We start from the raw sequence: 16295 nt of genomic DNA, 5'->3' as shown, positions 1-16295 counted from the left end.
CAGCCTGCCATGTCGGGGCTAACCTGCGCCTGTGCGATGGACGGTGCTGGACGCGGCGCTGGACTCCTCCGGCCGGAGCCGGGGTGAGGAACGCGGCCCCCGTGCGCTGCGGGCCGCCGGCCTGCTGACCGCGCTGGACGCCGACGACGGCGGAGCGGTCGACGCCCGGATCGACGACGCCACGCGGGACCTGGCGACCGGGCTGATCGGGGCGGAGCAGGTCCGTCGGGCCAGTCGGGCGATCGCCGCCGGGGTGGCGGCGGTCCGCGCCGCCGGGCGGCACCCGCTGGTCCTGGGCGGTGACTGCACCATCCTGCTCGGCGTCTTCCTCGCCCTGCCGCCCGGCAGCGGGCTGTGGTTCCTGGACGGTCACCCGGACTTCCAGGACGGGTTCGGCTCGGCCACCGGGGAGGGCGCGGACATGGAGCTGTCCATCCTCACCGGCCACGGCCCGGACCTCGTCGACCGGGCGACGCCGCTGGTGGCGCCCGAGCTGGTCCGGCTGGTCGGCCACCGCCTGCCGGGCGACGAGGAGGCCCGCCGGGAGGCCGACCGGGTGGACCCGCGGATCCCCCAGCTGCCAGCGGCGGAGCTGCGACGCCGGGGGGCCGGGGCGGTTGGCCGCGAGCTGGCGGCGGAGGGCGCCGCGCCGGCCTGGCTGCACCTGGACGTCGACGTGCTCGACCCGCGGGTGCTGCCGGCCGTGACGTACCCGGAGCCCGACGGCCTGGGCTGGGCCGACCTGCTCGCGCTGCTCACGCCGCTGGTGCGCTCCGGACGCCTGCTCGGGATGAGCCTCGCCGACCTCGACGCCGACGGGGACCCCGACGGGCGGTACGCGCGCCGCCTCGTCGAGGTCCTCGCCGCCGCCCTCAACCCCTGACCTGCGGCGCGGGCCGGCGGTGGTGCATGGCCAGGCGCAGCAGCAGGAAACGCAGGGCGGTCGCGGCCAGGTTGGCCGCCACCAGCACCGCCAGCTCGACCGGCCGCGACGGCGCGGTGGCCGCGTGCAGGGCCGCGAGGGACCCGCTGGTCAGCGCCAGGCCGAGGCCGAAGGCGAGCAGCCCCTGCAGATGGTGCCGGCCGGCGTGCCGACGCCCGGTGATGCCGAAGGTGAGCCGCCGGTTCGCGGCGGTGTTGGCCACCGCCGTCACCAGCAGCGCCAGCAGATTGGCCCACTGCGCGCCCAGCACCCCCCGGGACGCCACGAAGAGCAGCAGGTACGCCAGCGTGCTGGCCAAGCCGACGGCGGCGAACCGGGCCAGCTGCCGGGGCAGCCCGACCGGCACCTGGGCCGGCGGGGCGGTCAGCGGCGCCCGGCCGAGCTGCTCGCGCAGCCGCCCGACCGGGAGCGCCCCGGTCAGCAGCGCCCGGCCCAGCCGGCCGATGCCGCGCAGGTCGGCCAGGGCGGTGGCGACGATGTCCACCCGGCTGTCCGGGTCGTCCACCCAGTCCACCGGCACCTCGTGGATGCGCAGCCCGGCCCGCTGGGCGAGCACCAGCAGCTCGGTGTCGAAGAACCAGCCGGCGTCCTGCACCAGCGGCAGCAGCTCCCGGGCCACGTCGGCGCGGATCGCCTTGAACCCGCACTGCGCGTCGGAGAACCGCGCCGCGAGCGCCCCCCGCAGCAGCAGGTTGTACGCCCGGGAGATCACCTCCCGCTTGGCGCCCCGCACCACCCGGGAGGTACGCGCCAGCCGGGTGCCGATGGCCAGGTCGGAGTGGCCGGAGATGAGCGGCGCGACCAGCGGCAGCAGCGCCGCCAGGTCGGTGGAGAGGTCCACGTCCATATAGGCCAGCACCGGGGCGTCCGAGGCCGACCAGGTGGCCCGCAGCGCCCGGCCGCGGCCCCTGGCCGCCAGGTGCCGCACCCGCACCTCGGGCAGCTCCGCGGCGAGCGCCTCGGCGACGGCCAGGGTCGCGTCGACGCTGGCGTTGTCCGCCACGGTGATCCGGAACGGGTACGGGAAGTGCGCGCTCAGGTGCGCGTGCAGCCGCCGTACGCAGGGGCCCAGGTCAACCTCCTCGTTGTGGACCGGGACCACCACGTCCAGCACCGCGGCGGGCACCGCGTCCCGGGTCTCGACGGCCGGGCGGGGGCCGGTGGCGTACGTCATCCTCATCCCTCCCGCCCGCTGCTGAGGTCGTAGACGGTGACCCCGTCGACGGTCTGCGACTCGAAGGTCTCGGCGACCCAGGCGGCGATCTCCTGCGAGGCGGAGCTGCCCCCGTTGGCCCGGAACCCGCCGCCGCCGACGAACCAGTGGATCCGGCCGTCGGCCACGTACGCCTGGAACTGCGCCAGCGTCGGGGACGGGTCGCTGCCGTTGAAGCCGCCGATCGCCATCACCGGCCGCCCGGTGGCGAGCTGGTAGCCGGAGGCGTTGTTCGAGCCGATGGTGGCCGCCATCCAGGTGTAGTCGGCGGCGTCGCGCTCCAGCAGCGCCTTCAGTTCGGCGCTCGGCGCGCGGGAGTCGAGCAGCCCGCCCATCCCGCCGCCGCCCGGCGCCCGGCCGGCACCGCCGGCGGCCTGGCCCGGCAGCCCGCCGGGGACGCCGCCGGGCTGGCCGGTCTGACCGGTGCCGCCAGGTAGGCCCGGGAACTGGCCGTTCGGGCTGCCCGGGGCGCCGGGGAACTGGGCGCCGGCCGGCATCCGGCCACCGGGGAAGCCGCCCCGTCCCGGGCCGAAGCCGCCCTGCACCGCCGGGCCGGCACTCGGGATCGAGCCGGTGTGCGGGGTGGCCGCCGTCTGCAGGGCGTACGCGGCCGGCCCGGCGAGCGCGGTGGCCGCGCCGAGCGCGAGCACCACCGGCACGACCCGCCGGGGCAACCGGCCCGCCAGCACCACCAGCACCGCCGCGGCGAGCCCGCCCACCAGCACCACCGTGCGCAGCCAGGGGTACCAGTCCGGGCTGCGGCCCAGCAGCCGCCAGGACCAGCAGGCGGTGACGGCGAGGGCCGCCGCCAGCGTCACGGTGGCGAGCAGACCCCGCCGGCCGGCCCGCGTCCCGGGCGTCGCCGCGCCGGGAACCGGCTCCGTCGGTACGCCCGGCTCGTGCGCCCCGACCGGTCCGGGCGCGGCGGCGCGCTCCCGCCAGAGCAGCACGGCGCCGACGCCGACCACGGCGCCGACCGCCGGGGCGAGGGCGACGGTGTAGTACGCGTGGAAGATGCCGGACATGAAGCTGAAGATCAGCCCGGTGACAAGCAGCCAGCCGCCCCAGAGCAGCAGGCCGGCGCGGCGCCGGTCGGTGCGCGGCGCCCGGCCGGCCAGCACCAGGCCGGCGACCAGCAGGATCAGCGCGGCCGGCAGCAGCCAGGAGATCTGGCCGCCGACCTCGGTGTCGAACATCCGCAGCCAGCCGGTCTGGCCGGAGAACGGGCCACCGCCGCCGGCCCGGCCACCGCCGACGCTGCCCTCCTCGTTGCCGGTGATCCGGCCCAGGCCGTTGTAGCCGAGGGTCAGCTCCAGGATGCTGTTGCCCTGCGAACCGCCGATGTAGGGGCGGGCGCTCGCCGGTACCAGCTCGACGACGGCCACCCACCAGCCGGCGGCGACGACCAGGCCCAGCCCGGCCAGCAGCAGCTGGCAGATCCGCCGCCCCAGGCCGGTCGGCGCGGCCAGCAGGTAGACCCCGGCGAAGACCGGGACCACCAGGAACGCCTGGAGCATCTTGGTGAGGAAGCCGAGGCCGACCAGCGCGCCGGCCAGGACGATCCACCGGGTGCCGGCCGTCTCCACCGCCCGCACCGTCGCGTACGCGGCGAGGACCAGCAGCAGGACGAGCAGGGCGTCGGGATTGTTGAACCGGAACATCAGGGTGGCGACCGGGGTGAGCGCGAGGACCGCGCCGGCGAGCAGGCCGGCCACCGGGCCGTACCAGCGGCGGACGGTGGCGTACAGCGCGCCGACCGTGGCGACGCCGAGCAGCGCCTGCGGCACCAGGATGGACCAGCTGCTGAGGCCGAAGATCCGCACCGACAGCGCCATCAACCACAGCGACGCCGGGGTCTTGTCCACCGTGATCGAGTTGGCCGCGTCGGAGGAGCCGTAGAAGAACGCCTTCCAGCTCTCCGCGCCGGCCTGCGCCGCCGCCGAGTAGAACGAGTTCGCCCAGCCGGAGGCGCCGAGGCCCCACAGGTAGAGCACGCCGGTGGCGAGCAGCAGCACCGCGAGGGCCGGTCGCGTCCAGCGCGGATCCGGGCGCGGCGGCGGGGGTTCCGCCGCCACGGGTACGGGTTCCGGCGCGGGTGGTGCCGGCGGTGCGGTCACCGCCGGCGCGGTCAGCAGGGTCTCGGTTCTGTCCATGCCGGCAAGCCTGGCGAGGCCGGTTGGACCGGCCCCGTGACCGGGCTATGCGTCGGCTGTGGAAGCCGGCAGCAGCACCCGGAAGACGGTGTGACCCGGCCGGCTCTCGACCTCGACGGACCCGTGGTGCGCCTCCACCACCGCCGCCACGATCGCCAGGCCGAGGCCGGTGCTGCCGTGCTCCCGGGACCGGGAGCTGTCGCCGCGGGCGAACCGTTCGAAGACCTCGCCCTGCAACTCGGGCGGGATGCCCGGCCCGTCGTCGGCGACGCTGAGCTGCACGCCGCCGGGGGTGCGGGCCAGCCGGGTGGTGACCGTGGTGCCCGGCGGGGTGTGCACCCGGGCGTTGGCCAGCAGGTTCGCCACCACCTGGTGCAGCCGGACGGCGTCGCCCGGCACGTCGAGCACCTCGTCGGGCAGGTCGAGCTGCCAGCGGTGCTCCGGTCCGGCGACGTGCGCGTCGCTGACCGCGTCGACGATCAGCGCGGTCAGGTCGACCGGCTCCGCCACCAGCGGCCGGCCGGAGTCCAGCCGGGCCAGCAGCAGCAGGTCGTCGACGAGGCTGGTCATCCGGGTGCTGGCCGACTCCACCCGGCGCAGCGCGTGCGCCACGTCCGGCGGCACCCGGTCCCGTCCGCGCCGGGCCACCTCGGCGTAGCCGCGGATCGCGGCCAGTGGCGTACGCAGCTCGTGGCTGGCGTCGGCGACGAACTGGCGTACCCGGGTCTCGCTGGCCTGTCGCGCGGCGAGCGCGGCGGCGACGTGCCCCAGCATCCGGTTCAGCGCCGCCCCCACCTGCCCGACCTCGGTACGCGGGTCGGTGTCACTCTCGGGCACCCGCACCGACAGGGCCACCTCACCGCGGTCCAGCGGCAGCTCGGTGACCCGGGCGGCGGTGGCGGCGACCCGGTTCAGCGGGCGCAGCGTGGCCCGCACGATCAACGCGCCCAGGGCACCGGCGACCAGCAGGCCGGCCGCGGCGACGCCCGCCTGGGCGGCGATCATCCACCAGACGGTCTCCTGCACCCCGGCCAGCGGGATGGCGAAGACCAGCACACCGTCGGGCGCCTGCCGGGCGACCGCCCGGTAGTCGCCCCGCCCGCCCAGGTCGACGGTGCGCGGCCGCCCGTCGGTCGGGATCCGGGTCAGCGCCGACACGTCGGCGGCCGGCAGGGCCTCCGTCGGCCCGGAGCTGCTGCGGATCCGCGCGGACGCGACAGCACCGTCGACGACCTTGACCGCGATCGAGTCGGGTGGGAAGCCGGGCGGCGGCTCGGGCGCCCGCTGGTCGTCCGCCCGCTGCCGCTCGGCGAACTGCCGGTACCAGGGCGGGGACTCCTGCTGCCGGCGGTCGTCGGCGGTGATCTGGTTGTCGACCTGGACGATCAGGAAGTGCCGCAGCGCCACCGTGGTCAGGCCGCCGATGGCGATGCTGACCAGGGCGAGCAGCGCCACCACCGCGGCGACCAGGCGGGTCCGCAGGGACCGCCCGGCCAGCCAGGAGCGCACTCGGCCGCTGGGGTCACTCCGCGGGCTTGAGGACATACCCCGCGCCGCGCAGCGTGTGGATCATCGGCGCCCGACCGGCGTCGATCTTCTTCCGCAGGTACGAGATGTACAGCTCCACGACGTTGGCCTGCCCGCCGAAGTCGTAGTTCCAGACCCGGTCCAGGATCTGCGCCTTGCTCAGCACCCGACGCGGGTTGCGCATCAGGTAGCGCAGCAGCTCGAACTCGGTGGCGGTGAGGGTGATCAGCTCGCCGCCCCGGCGCACCTCGTGGCTGTCCTCGTCGAGGCTGAGATCGCCGACGGTGAGCACGGCGTCCTCGCGGGCGGCCACGGCGAAGCCGGAGCGGCGCAGCAGCGCGCGCAGCCGGGCGATGACCTCCTCCAGGCTGAACGGCTTGGTGACGTAGTCGTCGCCGCCGACGGTCAGCCCGGCGATCCGCTCCTCGACGGCGTCGCGGGCGGTCAGGAAGAGCACCGGCACGGTCGGGGTCTGCTCGCGCAGCCGGCGCAGCACCTGGAAGCCGTCCAGGTCGGGCAGCATCACGTCGAGGACCACGGCGTCCGGCTGGAACTGCCGGGCCGTGCTCAGCGCGGCCATCCCGTTGCCGGCGCTGCGCACCTGCCAGCCCTCGTAGCGCAGCGCCATCGACAGCAGGTCGGTCAGGGTCGGCTCGTCGTCGACCACCAGGACCCGGACCGGTTCGCCGTCGGGGCGACGGAGTTCGATCCGCTGCTGCGCTGCCTGCCCGTCCATCACCATGCCCCCATCGTGGGCGCCGTGCCTGGCGCTGCCCTGTGCGCATCCTGTGCGCCGGCTGTGCGCGCCGACACGGGTCGGCTCGACCGTACCGGGCCGGGCGACGTCACGCCGGGATAAGCGGACCGCCGGTCGGCCCGCACAGCGCGGGCACAGGCCCGACCCACGTCGGGTCCAGGCTCCGACCGCAGGCTCGGACCATGAATGTCGAGGAGGTGCGCTGGGCGTACCGGGGGCGGGCGGCGCGGGTCGCGGTGACCGACCGGGCCGCGCTGCCCCAGGCGCGGCGCACGCTGGTCCGGTCGCTGGCCGGGCTGCGCCGCGCCGAGGACGAGCTGGCCCGGGCGCACCGGGCGGCGGGGCGGCCGGTGCCGGTCGCCCCGCTGCTGCGGGACCTGGTCGCGGTGGCGCTCGGCGCCGCCGAGGCCACCGGGGGCGACGTGGACCCGACCGTCGGGGCGGCCCGGCTGCGCCGCGGGTACGCCCGGGGCCGGTGGCCGGTCTGCGGGGCGTCGGTGGGCCCGGTGGGGCCGACGGGGAACTGGCGAGCGGTGCGGCTACGCGGCGACCTGCTGGCCGTACCGGCCACGCTGCCGCTGGCCCTGGCCGGCACCGCCACCGCGTACCTGGTGCAGCGCACGGCGGAGCGGATCACGGCCCGGACGGGCGTCGGGGCGCTGGTGGAGCTCGGCACCCGGACCGCCGTGGCGGGCCCCGCACCGGCCGGCGGCTGGCCGGTGGCGGCCGAGGGCCGGGTGCTGTGGCTGATGAGCGGTGCGCTGGTGACCGCCGACGGGTGGCGGCCCGACGGCGGCGGGGTGCTCGACCCGCGGACCGGCGGCCCGCCGGCCTCGCCGTGGCGGGCGGTGACCGTCGCCGCGCCGGACGCGACCCGGGCGGCGATGCTCGCGATCGCCGCGCTGGTGCGGGGATCCGCCGGGCCGGACTGGCTGGCGGGTCAGGGCGTCGCGGTCTGGCCCACGCCCCGCGCACCGGCCCCGGTGGTCGACGACCGCCCGGCACGCCGGTGAGCGGTCACTCGCTCGCCCCGATCGGATAGGTGCGCACGAACCGCATCGTCCAGACCCCGCTGCCGTCGGGCCGGTCCCGCGTGTAGAGGTGGTCCGGACCGCCGCCACCCGGCGGCGGGTCGGCGTCGGGGTGCCGCATGATCCAGCGCTCCGGCGGCTCGCCGCCCGGATCGGCCGGCACCACCCGGACCACGTCGTGGGCCGGCCCGCCGACGAAGCGCACGGTCACCTCGCCCATCCGCGTCCCCTCCGTCCGCCAGCGCACCGGGTCGGTGCCGAGCATGCGTCGCGGCCGGTACGCCGGACGCCGGACCCCCTGGCTGGCAAGCTACCGCACCGGCGGTGGCCCCGAGCCCGCTCCGGGCCGACCCGCCCACGGGTTTGCCCTGCTCGGAGCGCGGGTACCGGCTCCGGAAGGGGCGCAGCCACACCGGGCACCCAGCACGAAACAGACAGGAGCGGGTTTGATGAGGACGCTGGCCGGGCGGTACCAGCTCGCACAGCGCATCGGCCTGGGCGGCATGTCCGAGGTATGGCGCGCGCACGACCTGGTGCTGGACCGGCCGGTCGCGGTGAAGCTGATGTCCCCTGAGCAGCAGGGCGAAGAGACCTCGGTCGAGCGGATCCGCACCGAGGCGCGCAACGCCGCCCGGCTGGTGCACCCCAACGTGGCGAGCGTGCATGACTTCGGCACCTCGACCACGCTGCCCGGCCGCGAGGCGCCGTACATCGTGATGGAACTGGCCGAGGGCGAGACGCTCGCCGCGCACCTGCGCGCCGGGCCGCTGGACTGGCGGATCGCGGTCCGGGTCTGCGCGGAGGTGGCGGCCGCGCTGGCCGCCGCGCACGCGCACGGCATCGTGCACCGCGACGTGAAGCCGGCCAACGTCATGCTCACCCCGTCCGGGGTGAAGGTCCTCGACTTCGGCATCGCCACCCCGGCCGGCGCGCCCGACCACAGCCCGGACGGCATGGTGGTGGGCACCCCGGCGTACCTGGCCCCGGAGCAGTTCGACCGGAAGCCGGCAACCCCGGCGGCCGACATGTACGCCCTCGGCGTGCTCCTCTACTACTGCCTCACCGGCCGCCTGCCGTACGCGGCGGGGACGACCGCCACCCAGCTGGTCGGGGCCCGGCGACGGGTGGCGGCCGAGCCGCTGCCCCCGATCGAGGGGCTGCCGCCGGAGGTGGCCGAGCTGTGCCGCCAGTGCCTCGCCGACGACCCGACCCGCCGGCCGACCAGCCTGATGGCCGCGCTGCTGCTGGCCGAGGTGGTGGACGCCCGGGTGTACGTGCCGATGCTGGCGTCAGTGCCCCGGCCCCGTCCCGCCTCGGTCTCCGAGTGGACCGAGCGCGCCGCGACGGAGGCGACCGAGGCGGTCGCCCTCGACGACTGGTCCCGCACCGGACCGGCCTGACCGGCGTTTCACCCGATCGAGTCCGGGAACCCGGGCCGGTGACTGACGGGAGGAACGCGATGCCGGATCCCAGTTCCTGGCTGAACGAGGCCACCGCGACCGCCTCGGGCGGTCACGTACGCACCGACGACGGCGGCTGGTCCACGGCGCTGGCGTCCCCGCTCGCGCCGCACTGCACGGGCCTGACCCCGGAGCAGCTGCTGGCCGCCGCGTTCGCGTCCTGCCTGCATCACGCGGCGGTGGAGGCGGCCGGCGAGATCACCGACGAGGCGCACACCGTGCAGGTGACCGCCGAGGCGAAGCTGGGCCGCGACGACGACGGCCGCTACCGGGCGGACGTGCACGCCTCCATCTCGTCGGTGGGCCTGACCCGCGAGCAGTTGGCCGACCTGGTCGAGTACGCCGACCGGATCTGGCCCTTCTCCAGCGGCGACGCCAGCCGGCACCGGTTGACCGTGACGCCCGCCGACGGGCGGCGCTGAGTCACCAGCGGAAGCCGGCGGTCACCGCCCGGTGATCGGAGTCCGGCGTGCGCAGCACGTCAGCCGTGGTGGGCGTGAGGCCGCGGTAGAGCACGTGGTCGGGCCGGGTGACCGGCACCGACGAGGGCCAGGTGAAGCCGAAGCCCTGGCCGGCGTCGGCCTGGGCGTCGCGGAGCAGGCGGGTCAGCGGGGTGAAGACCCGGTCGGTGGTGGCGGTGTTCAGGTCCCCGAGCACCAGCAGCCGGTCGGCGCGGTCGGAGCGCACCGCCCCGGCCAGGGTGCGGACGGTCTCGTCCCGGGTGGCGGTGTCGCCGGCCCGGGCCGATCCGAGGTGCACCACGTAGACCGTCAGGTCACCCCGCGGGGTGGCGACGACCGCCCGCAGCGCGCGGGTCCAGCCCAGTCCGGTGTCCACTCCGGCGGAGTCCCGAATAGGGTAGCGGCTCCACAGCGCGACGGTGGAGACCGACGCGCGGTGCGGGTAGCGCTGCCGCAGGTCGGCGTTGAGCCGGCCGGCGTCGTCGACCTCCTGCAGCGCGATGAGGTCGACGCCGGCCTCGGCGAGCGGGGCCACCGTGCCGGCGGGGTCGGGATTGCCCGCGCGCAGGTTCTGGCTGGCCACCCGGATGCCGGCCGGACCGCTGCCGGCGGCCGGGGGCAGCCAGACGCCGGCGTACATCAGCGCCCAGACGGCCGCCGGGAGTGCGACGGCCACCAACGCCCGCCGGGAGCGGCGCAGCAGCGCGGCCAGGGCCAGCACCGGCACCCCGAGACCCAGCAGCGGCGTCGCGCTGTCGAGCAGGCTGCCCAGACCGTGCACGTTCGGCACCGCGCGGTGGCCGGCCAGCACCGCCGCCAGCAGCACGGCGAGCAGCACCAGGACGAGTCCGCGCCGGTCACCGGGGCGGTGCTCGGCACCGCGGACGGGCTCGTCGATCATGCTGTCGGTCACCGTCCGAATCGTACCGAGCCGCCGCCGTGGCGGCGGCGCCAACACCTCGCTCGCCGGTGACCTGGGCTTCCGCCGCGCGGTGGGCCGGCGGGTCGGCGGTACGGCGGGTGGCGGTCGCCCGAACGGAGGAGGGCCGTCGCCCGAGCCCGGGAGGTCGCAGTGCGCCGGATTCATCCGGTTGTTTCCGACATCAAGGATAAGTAGGACTGGCGAGGTCGGTGCCGTTACTGGCCGAGCGCCGGTAATGCCCGGTCGGATCATCGCAAATTGTGGCGCATGCCACCAATGACCCCGATGGCAAGCGGCGGTGGGCTCTCTAGCCTCGGCGGGTGCTTGCCGACGACTCCCCCCAGCAGCAGCCGCCCGAGACCCGACCGCATACCCGTACGGTCGATGCCGCATCGGGCGAACGGAGGACCGGCCGACACCGCGCTCCGGAGCCACCGCGACGTGGGGCGCGGGCCGTACTGGCCTCCACCCCTGCCCGGGTGGCCCTGGCCGGCGGCGTGACCTGCTGCCTCGGGCTGGTGGCGTTCGCCGGCGCGCACGACCCCGGCCCGCGCGGGACCCCGGTCAGCGAGGTGCTGGCGGACCGGGCCGAGGCCGCCGACCGTGCCTCCCGCTCGCTGGACCGGGGCGCCTCACCCGTCGCCGTCCCGGTCACGCCGATCCCCACGGCCAGCCCCAGCCCGTCGGTCACCCGGCAGCCGACCCCGAAGCCGAAGAAGCCGGTCAAGCCCCGGCGGCCCCGGCCGGTCGCCGGCCTCACCCAGGCGCAGATGGACAACGCCAAGGTGATCGTGGACGTCGGCGTGCAGCTGAAGGTGCCCCGGCGCGGCCTGGTCGTCGCCATCGCCACCGCGATGCAGGAGAGCAACCTCTACAACCTGGCCAGCGACGTGCTGCCCGAGTCGTACGACTATCCGCACCAGGGCAGTGGCTCCGACCACGACTCGGTCGGGCTGTTCCAGCAGCGCCCCAGCAGCGGGTGGGGCACGGTGGCCCAGCTGATGCGGCCCGCGTACGCGGCCCGGGCGTTCTACACGGCGCTGGCCGAGGTGCCCGGCTGGCAGGAGATGAGCGTGACCGCCGCGGCCCAGGCCGTACAGGTCTCGGCGTTCCCCGACGCGTACGCCCCGCACGAGCAGCGGGCGACCACCGTGGTGGCGGCGCTGACCTGAGCTGAGTCGGCGCGCTCAGGCCACCCGGGTGCCCGGCTCGGGCCGTTGCGCCGACACCTCGGGCGCGCCGGCGGCGGCCCGGGTCGCCGGGACACCACCCGTGGACGCGGCGGCGGTGGGCGTGTCGGCCGGCACCGCGTCGCCCGCCATCCCGGCGAGGAGCTGGTCCACCCGGGCCTCCCGACGCCGCCGCTCGTGCAGCGCCGCCTCGAACTCGCGGCGGGCCTGCACCGCCTCGGCGTACACCCGCTCGCGGAGCTGCCGGGCCTCCTCGCGCGCAGCGTCGAGCTCGCCGCGGGCCTGTGCCAGGATGTCGGCGGCCTCCCGCTCGACCGCCGAGGCGGCGCGGCGGGCCGCCGCCGCGGCGTCGTCCGTCGGCGAACCCTGGCGGTCGACCAGGCCGCGCAGCAGGGTCGCCTCCTGCCGGATCTGGTCCCACTCCCGACCCGCGCCGACGGCGACCTCCGCCCGCGCCGCGAGCCGGGTCAACCGGACTCCCAGCTCGTCGAGGCAGGAATCGACCTGCCGCTGGTCGTAGCCGGTCTCAACGACGGAGAACCTCATACTGTCGCCCCCCAGGCAGCTCATACGTCTTTCCCCAGGTTCGATCCTCGCGGGTGCCGCTCGGCGCCGAGGATGTTCGGGAAAAATGTTCAGCAACTGAGCGCCGGCCCCGGGGCGGGGGCCACCGGGCGGGTCAGGAACGCTTGGGGAGCACGACCACCCGACCGAAGAACTCGTCGATGCGGCGGACCACGTCGTTGAAGTCGTCCAGGTCGATCGGCTTGGTCACGTACGCGTTGGCCTGCAGCGTGTAGCTGCCGACGATGTCGGTGTCCGCGTTCGAGGTGGTGAGCACCACGATCGGGATGGTCCGCAGGTCCTCGTCCTGCTTGACCTCGCCGAGCACCTGCCGGCCGTCCATCCGGGGCATGTTCAGGTCGAGCAGGATCACGTCCGGCCGGCGGGCCCCGGTGTGCCGACCCTCGCGGCGGAGGAACTCCATCGCCTCCTGGCCGTCGCTGACCACGTCGATGACCTTCTCGATCTCGGAGTCCTCCAGGGCCTCCTCGATCATCAGGACGTCACCCGGGTCGTCGTCCACGACGAGGATGCGGACGGGGTTCGCGGCGCCTTGGCCCATGGTGTTACCTGTCTCATCTCGGGCGATGGGGACCGCACGGTCACCCGCTGGCGGAGAAATCTAGTCGATCAGAGGGCGTCCTGCGACGCCGGGTCCGCCATGTCCGGTTGGTACGCCAACACGTCCGCGAGCCCGGTGACCTGGAGCACCCGGTCCACCCGGCCGGTGGCTCCGGTCAGCCGCAGCCACCCGCCGTCGGCGGCGGCCCGATTGTCCCCCCGGACGAACGCGGCGATGCCGGTGGAGTCGCAGAAGGTCAGCTCCGCGAGGTCGAGCAGCAGTTGACGGGCGCCGTCGGCGGCCAGCCGGTCGATCGTCTCGTTGAGCTGACCGACGGTGCTCATATCCAGCTCACCGACGAGCCGCAGGCACACACCACCACCAGCCCGCGGGCTGTGCGTGACGGTGAACGTCAACGTCGTCCCTCTCGCTCGCACCGCAGGCCGACCCTTGCAGTGGAGCAAGTATACGCAGGGTGCCCGGCATCGCCGCGATCAGCGCCGGGTGGGGTCGCCGGGCGCGGAGAGGACCGTCTCGCCCAGCGCCAGGAACCGCGCCGCCCGGGGAAAGTCGTGCAGCTGCCGATGGTAGTGGCCGAGGGTCAGCCCGACCGCGGCGGCCGGCACCCCACGGCTGGTCAGGATCTCCACCAGCCAGCCGACGAAGTCGGTGAAGAGCGAGCTGTCGTCGACGTACAGCGCCGCGGCCAGGAAATCCACGATGTACCCGAGGTCGCTGATCGTGGAGTCGAGCTGGGCGGGGGTGTAGTCGCGGACCGACGGCACCCGCTCGCGCAGATCGGCCAGCGCGGAGTCGATCAGCTCGCCGCGCCGCTTCACCAGGCTGGCGTACTCGTCGTCGGCGAGGTGCGGCAGCTCGGCCGGGCGGACCCGGCGCAGCGCCCGCTCGTCGGCGACCAGGTCGGCCGCGCTCGGCGCGTCCGGCGCCCAGGCGACACCGAGGGTGCGGGCCCACCGGCCGTCGTCGCCGAAGCCGCGCCCGCCCACCACCACCGGTACGTCCGACCGGCGGCAGGCCTCGATCATCCGGTGCGCGTACGGCAGCCGCATCGGCAGCGCGCAGGCCAGGGCGACCGCGTGCGCGTCGTGCCGGTGCAGGTACGACACCAGGTGCGCGGCGGGCACGCTCGCCCCGAGGAAGGTCACCTGCCAGCCGCGCAGCCGCAGCACCTCCGCCACCACCCGGGGCGGCAGGGCGTGCCACTCGCCGTCCATGCAGGCCACCACCACCCGACCCCGGGTCGGGCGCGGGTTGACGTGTGCCGCCACGGCGGCCACCACCCGCTCGCTGATGTGGGTCGCCGCGTGCTCCTGGGCGACGCTCCACTCGTTGCGCGCCCACCGCTCGCCCACCTCGGACTGCGCGGGCGCGACCAGGTCGAGCAGCACCCGCTCGGCCGGCACCCCGGCGTCGAGCAGCCGGACGGCCACGTCGATGGCGGCGTACTCGTCCGCCTCCTCCAGCGCCTCCAGGAACTCGCGGTACGCCTGCGCCGGATCGGCCTGGGTGGTGGGGGCGGTCACGAACGGGTCTCCTTCTCCTCGTCGGGCCGGCCCACCTCGGGTACGGCGTGCAGGTGCCGCGGCGGGCGTCCGCCGGGGCCGGTGGCGCGCAGCGCCAGCACCGCGATGTCGTCGTGGTCGCCCTGGGCCAGCCAGTCGCAGGTCACCTGCTCGACCCGCTCGGCCAGCGCCGGCGCCGGCACCCGGTGGCAGCCGGTCACCGCGGTCACCAGCCGGTCCTGGCCGAACTGCTCGTCGCCGCGCAGGCCGCCGCGCGCCTCGGTCACCCCGTCGCTGTAGAGCAGGCAGGTCTCGCCCGGGGCGAGCCGGACGGTCACCTCGCCGATGCGCGGGTCCGGCACCACGCCGATGAGCATGCCGCTCAGCGGCACCGTCTCGACCTCACCGCAGGCGCGCAGCACCAGCGGCGGCAGGTGGCCGCCACCCGCCATGGTCAGGGTGAGGCCGCCGTCGCGGTGCGGGCGGACGACGCCGAGCACCATGGTGGCGAACCGCCCCTGGCCGTGCGCCTGGGTGGTTTCCAGCAGCGCGTCGTTGAGCAGCTTCAGCAACCGGCCGGGGTGCGACTCGACCCGGTGCAGCGCCTGCAGGCACTGGCGCAGCTGGCCGGTGAAGACGGCCGCCTCCACGCCCTTGCCCGAGACGTCGCCGAGGAAGAACACGGAGCCGCCGTCGGGGAGCCGGTGCGAGCCGTAGAAGTCACCGCCGATGCGCAGGCTCGCCTGCGCCGGCCGGTACGCCGTGCCCCACTGCACCCCGGCGACGGTCACCGGCTCGACCGGCAACAGGCTGGCCTGGAGCGTGTCGGCCACCTCGGCCTGGTCGCGGTAGAGCACCGCCGTGGTCAGCGCGGCGCCGGCCCGGGCGGCGAAGGCGCGGACCAGCTCGAGGTCGTCCTCGTCGTACCAGCGGGTGGCGCGGCGGGCGACCAGCAGCACACCGGCCGGCGCGTCCCGGCCGGGCAGCGGGACCACCCGGGCGGCCACCTCGCGGGCCTCCAGCCCCGGCAGCCAGCCGGCCTCCACCGCCTGCTCGACCAGCCAGTCGACCGCGTGCGGCTCGGCGCCGCAGAGCCCTTCGGCGATCGCCGTGGGCAGGGCGGTGGCGGACAACATGCCGCTGTCCACGGCCGCCGACTCGTCCTCGCCCCGCGTCGCCCGCCACCAGCGGGCCCGACCGGCCCGGGGCGCGAGCACCAGGACGGCGACCTCGGCCAGGGTGGGCACGGTCAGCCGCACCACGGCGGCGGCGGCCCGGTCGGGATGCAACGGATTGCCGAGCTTCTCGCCGACGACCGCCAGGAACGCGGAGCGGGCCCGCTCGGCGAGCAGGGCGTCGGCACGGCTGACGCTGTCGGTGACGTCCTCGACGTAGTGACAGCTGCGGGCCCCGGAGAGCGGCACCTGGCGGACCCGCAGCCGGCGGCCGCGGTGGCCGAACTCGCCGGCGTCGCCGGTGGTGAGCGCGGCCACGCCGGCGGCGGCCAGCGCCCGGCCGGGGACCACCTCGGGCAGCAGCCGCTCGGCGACGGGACTGAGATGCCGCACCACGCCGTCGGCGTCGCAGACGATCAGACCCTCGCGGAAGTGCTCGATCACCTCCGACCAGTCCGGCTCGGGTTGGCCGCGGTCGGGCGAGAGCGGCGGCAGCGCCGACCCGGGTCGGCCGGCGAACTCGGACGACCGCGCCGGAGCCGGTGCGGCACTCGGCGTGGGGATCCGTCCGTCGCCCGGGTCCGAGCCCCTGACGTCGGCAGCAGTCACCAGCTGAGCCCCACTCCTCGTGTCGACACCCACGGTCCAGCGGAAACGGCGGGTATGTTCCAATCTCTGCGCCTCACCCTACGCGGGTGCGCCGGTACCGCCACCCCACGGCCCGGGGGCGCGACCCCGATCCGCACCTGCGGGCGGAGCCGGACGGGTGTTGTTACGATCCGGCAGAAGCACCTGCCCGACCGGCAGCCCTTGC

The 16295-nt window shown here is 75.8% G+C and carries 16 protein-coding genes; 5 read left to right on the top strand and 11 right to left on the bottom strand.

The features are described 5' to 3' along the window. Positions 1 to 31 precede the first annotated feature (31 nt). A complete protein-coding gene (locus tag ACTWM8_RS13530) occupies positions 32 to 883 on the top strand; it encodes an arginase family protein (protein WP_446214126.1) in 852 nt (283 codons plus the stop codon). Here ACTWM8_RS13530 and ACTWM8_RS13525 read toward each other — a convergent pair. The 4 genes from ACTWM8_RS13525 to ACTWM8_RS13510 are packed head-to-tail and all read right to left on the bottom strand — an operon-like array spanning position 873 to position 6572. Further along, positions 873 to 2117, bottom strand: a complete 1245-nt coding sequence (locus ACTWM8_RS13525; RefSeq protein WP_446214125.1) for a glycosyltransferase — start codon at positions 2115 to 2117, stop codon at positions 873 to 875. The genes ACTWM8_RS13530 and ACTWM8_RS13525 overlap by 11 nt on opposite strands. Before the next feature lie 2 nt (positions 2118 to 2119). Next, positions 2120 to 4309 carry an ArnT family glycosyltransferase gene (locus ACTWM8_RS13520; protein WP_446214124.1) on the bottom strand — a complete coding sequence of 730 codons (2190 nt, stop codon included), beginning with the start codon at positions 4307 to 4309 and terminating at the stop codon, positions 2120 to 2122. A gap of 45 nt (positions 4310 to 4354) precedes the next feature. Further along, the gene (locus tag ACTWM8_RS13515; protein WP_446214123.1) at positions 4355 to 5854 is read right to left on the bottom strand and encodes a HAMP domain-containing sensor histidine kinase; all 1500 of its coding nucleotides are present in this window, start codon (positions 5852 to 5854) and stop codon (positions 4355 to 4357) included. Continuing rightward, positions 5832 to 6572 carry a response regulator transcription factor gene (locus ACTWM8_RS13510; protein WP_088964681.1) on the bottom strand — a complete coding sequence of 247 codons (741 nt, stop codon included), beginning with the start codon at positions 6570 to 6572 and terminating at the stop codon, positions 5832 to 5834. Before ACTWM8_RS13510 ends, ACTWM8_RS13515 begins: the two co-directional genes overlap by 23 nt. Positions 6573 to 6775: 203 nt before the next feature. On the opposite strand from ACTWM8_RS13510, the gene ACTWM8_RS13505 reads away from it, so the two are divergent. Beyond that, positions 6776 to 7606, top strand: a complete 831-nt coding sequence (locus ACTWM8_RS13505; protein WP_446214122.1) for an FAD:protein FMN transferase — start codon at positions 6776 to 6778, stop codon at positions 7604 to 7606. A gap of 4 nt (positions 7607 to 7610) precedes the next feature. On the opposite strand, the gene ACTWM8_RS13500 is transcribed toward ACTWM8_RS13505, so the two are convergent. After that, a complete protein-coding gene (locus ACTWM8_RS13500; protein ID WP_446214121.1) occupies positions 7611 to 7889 on the bottom strand; it encodes a hypothetical protein in 279 nt (92 codons plus the stop codon). Between the two features lie 184 nt (positions 7890 to 8073). On the opposite strand from ACTWM8_RS13500, the gene ACTWM8_RS13495 reads away from it, so the two are divergent. Continuing rightward, positions 8074 to 9024 carry a serine/threonine-protein kinase gene (locus tag ACTWM8_RS13495; protein ID WP_446214120.1) on the top strand — a complete coding sequence of 317 codons (951 nt, stop codon included), beginning with the start codon at positions 8074 to 8076 and terminating at the stop codon, positions 9022 to 9024. Positions 9025 to 9083: 59 nt separating this feature from the next. Further along, positions 9084 to 9506 (top strand): OsmC family protein, encoded by a 423-nt coding sequence (locus tag ACTWM8_RS13490; protein WP_088962435.1) that lies wholly within the window; start codon positions 9084 to 9086, stop codon positions 9504 to 9506. A gap of 1 nt (position 9507) precedes the next feature. On the opposite strand, the gene ACTWM8_RS13485 is transcribed toward ACTWM8_RS13490, so the two are convergent. Next, positions 9508 to 10458, bottom strand: coding sequence for an endonuclease/exonuclease/phosphatase family protein (locus ACTWM8_RS13485; RefSeq protein ID WP_446214119.1), 951 nt, complete (start codon positions 10456 to 10458; stop codon positions 9508 to 9510). 329 nt (positions 10459 to 10787) lie between these two features. Between ACTWM8_RS13485 and ACTWM8_RS13480 the strand changes: the two genes are divergently transcribed. Continuing rightward, positions 10788 to 11639, top strand: a complete 852-nt coding sequence (locus tag ACTWM8_RS13480) for a hypothetical protein (protein ID WP_446214118.1) — start codon at positions 10788 to 10790, stop codon at positions 11637 to 11639. 15 nt (positions 11640 to 11654) lie between these two features. Here ACTWM8_RS13480 and ACTWM8_RS13475 read toward each other — a convergent pair whose 3' ends face one another. The 5 genes from ACTWM8_RS13475 to ACTWM8_RS13455 form a co-directional block, all read right to left on the bottom strand. Further along, positions 11655 to 12203, bottom strand: a complete 549-nt coding sequence (locus tag ACTWM8_RS13475) for an ATPase (protein ID WP_446214117.1) — start codon at positions 12201 to 12203, stop codon at positions 11655 to 11657. Between the two features lie 133 nt (positions 12204 to 12336). Further along, positions 12337 to 12783, bottom strand: a complete 447-nt coding sequence (locus ACTWM8_RS13470; RefSeq protein WP_446214116.1) for a response regulator — start codon at positions 12781 to 12783, stop codon at positions 12337 to 12339. Positions 12784 to 12851: 68 nt separating this feature from the next. Beyond that, positions 12852 to 13127, bottom strand: coding sequence for an STAS domain-containing protein (locus ACTWM8_RS13465; RefSeq protein ID WP_446214115.1), 276 nt, complete (start codon positions 13125 to 13127; stop codon positions 12852 to 12854). A 150-nt stretch (positions 13128 to 13277) separates the two neighbouring features. After that, on the bottom strand, positions 13278 to 14327 hold the full coding sequence (locus ACTWM8_RS13460; protein WP_446214114.1) for a cobalamin B12-binding domain-containing protein: 1050 nt from the start codon (positions 14325 to 14327) through the stop codon (positions 13278 to 13280). Continuing rightward, positions 14324 to 16090, bottom strand: coding sequence for a SpoIIE family protein phosphatase (locus ACTWM8_RS13455; RefSeq protein ID WP_446214113.1), 1767 nt, complete (start codon positions 16088 to 16090; stop codon positions 14324 to 14326). The genes ACTWM8_RS13460 and ACTWM8_RS13455 overlap by 4 nt, the downstream gene beginning before the upstream one ends. Between the last annotated feature and the right edge of the window lie 205 nt (positions 16091 to 16295).

The sequence above is a fragment of the Micromonospora sp. IBSANI012 genome (assembly GCF_052814045.1).
The sequence above is the reverse complement of the archived record's forward strand: the minus strand, read 5'-3'. Positions and strand labels throughout refer to the sequence as shown.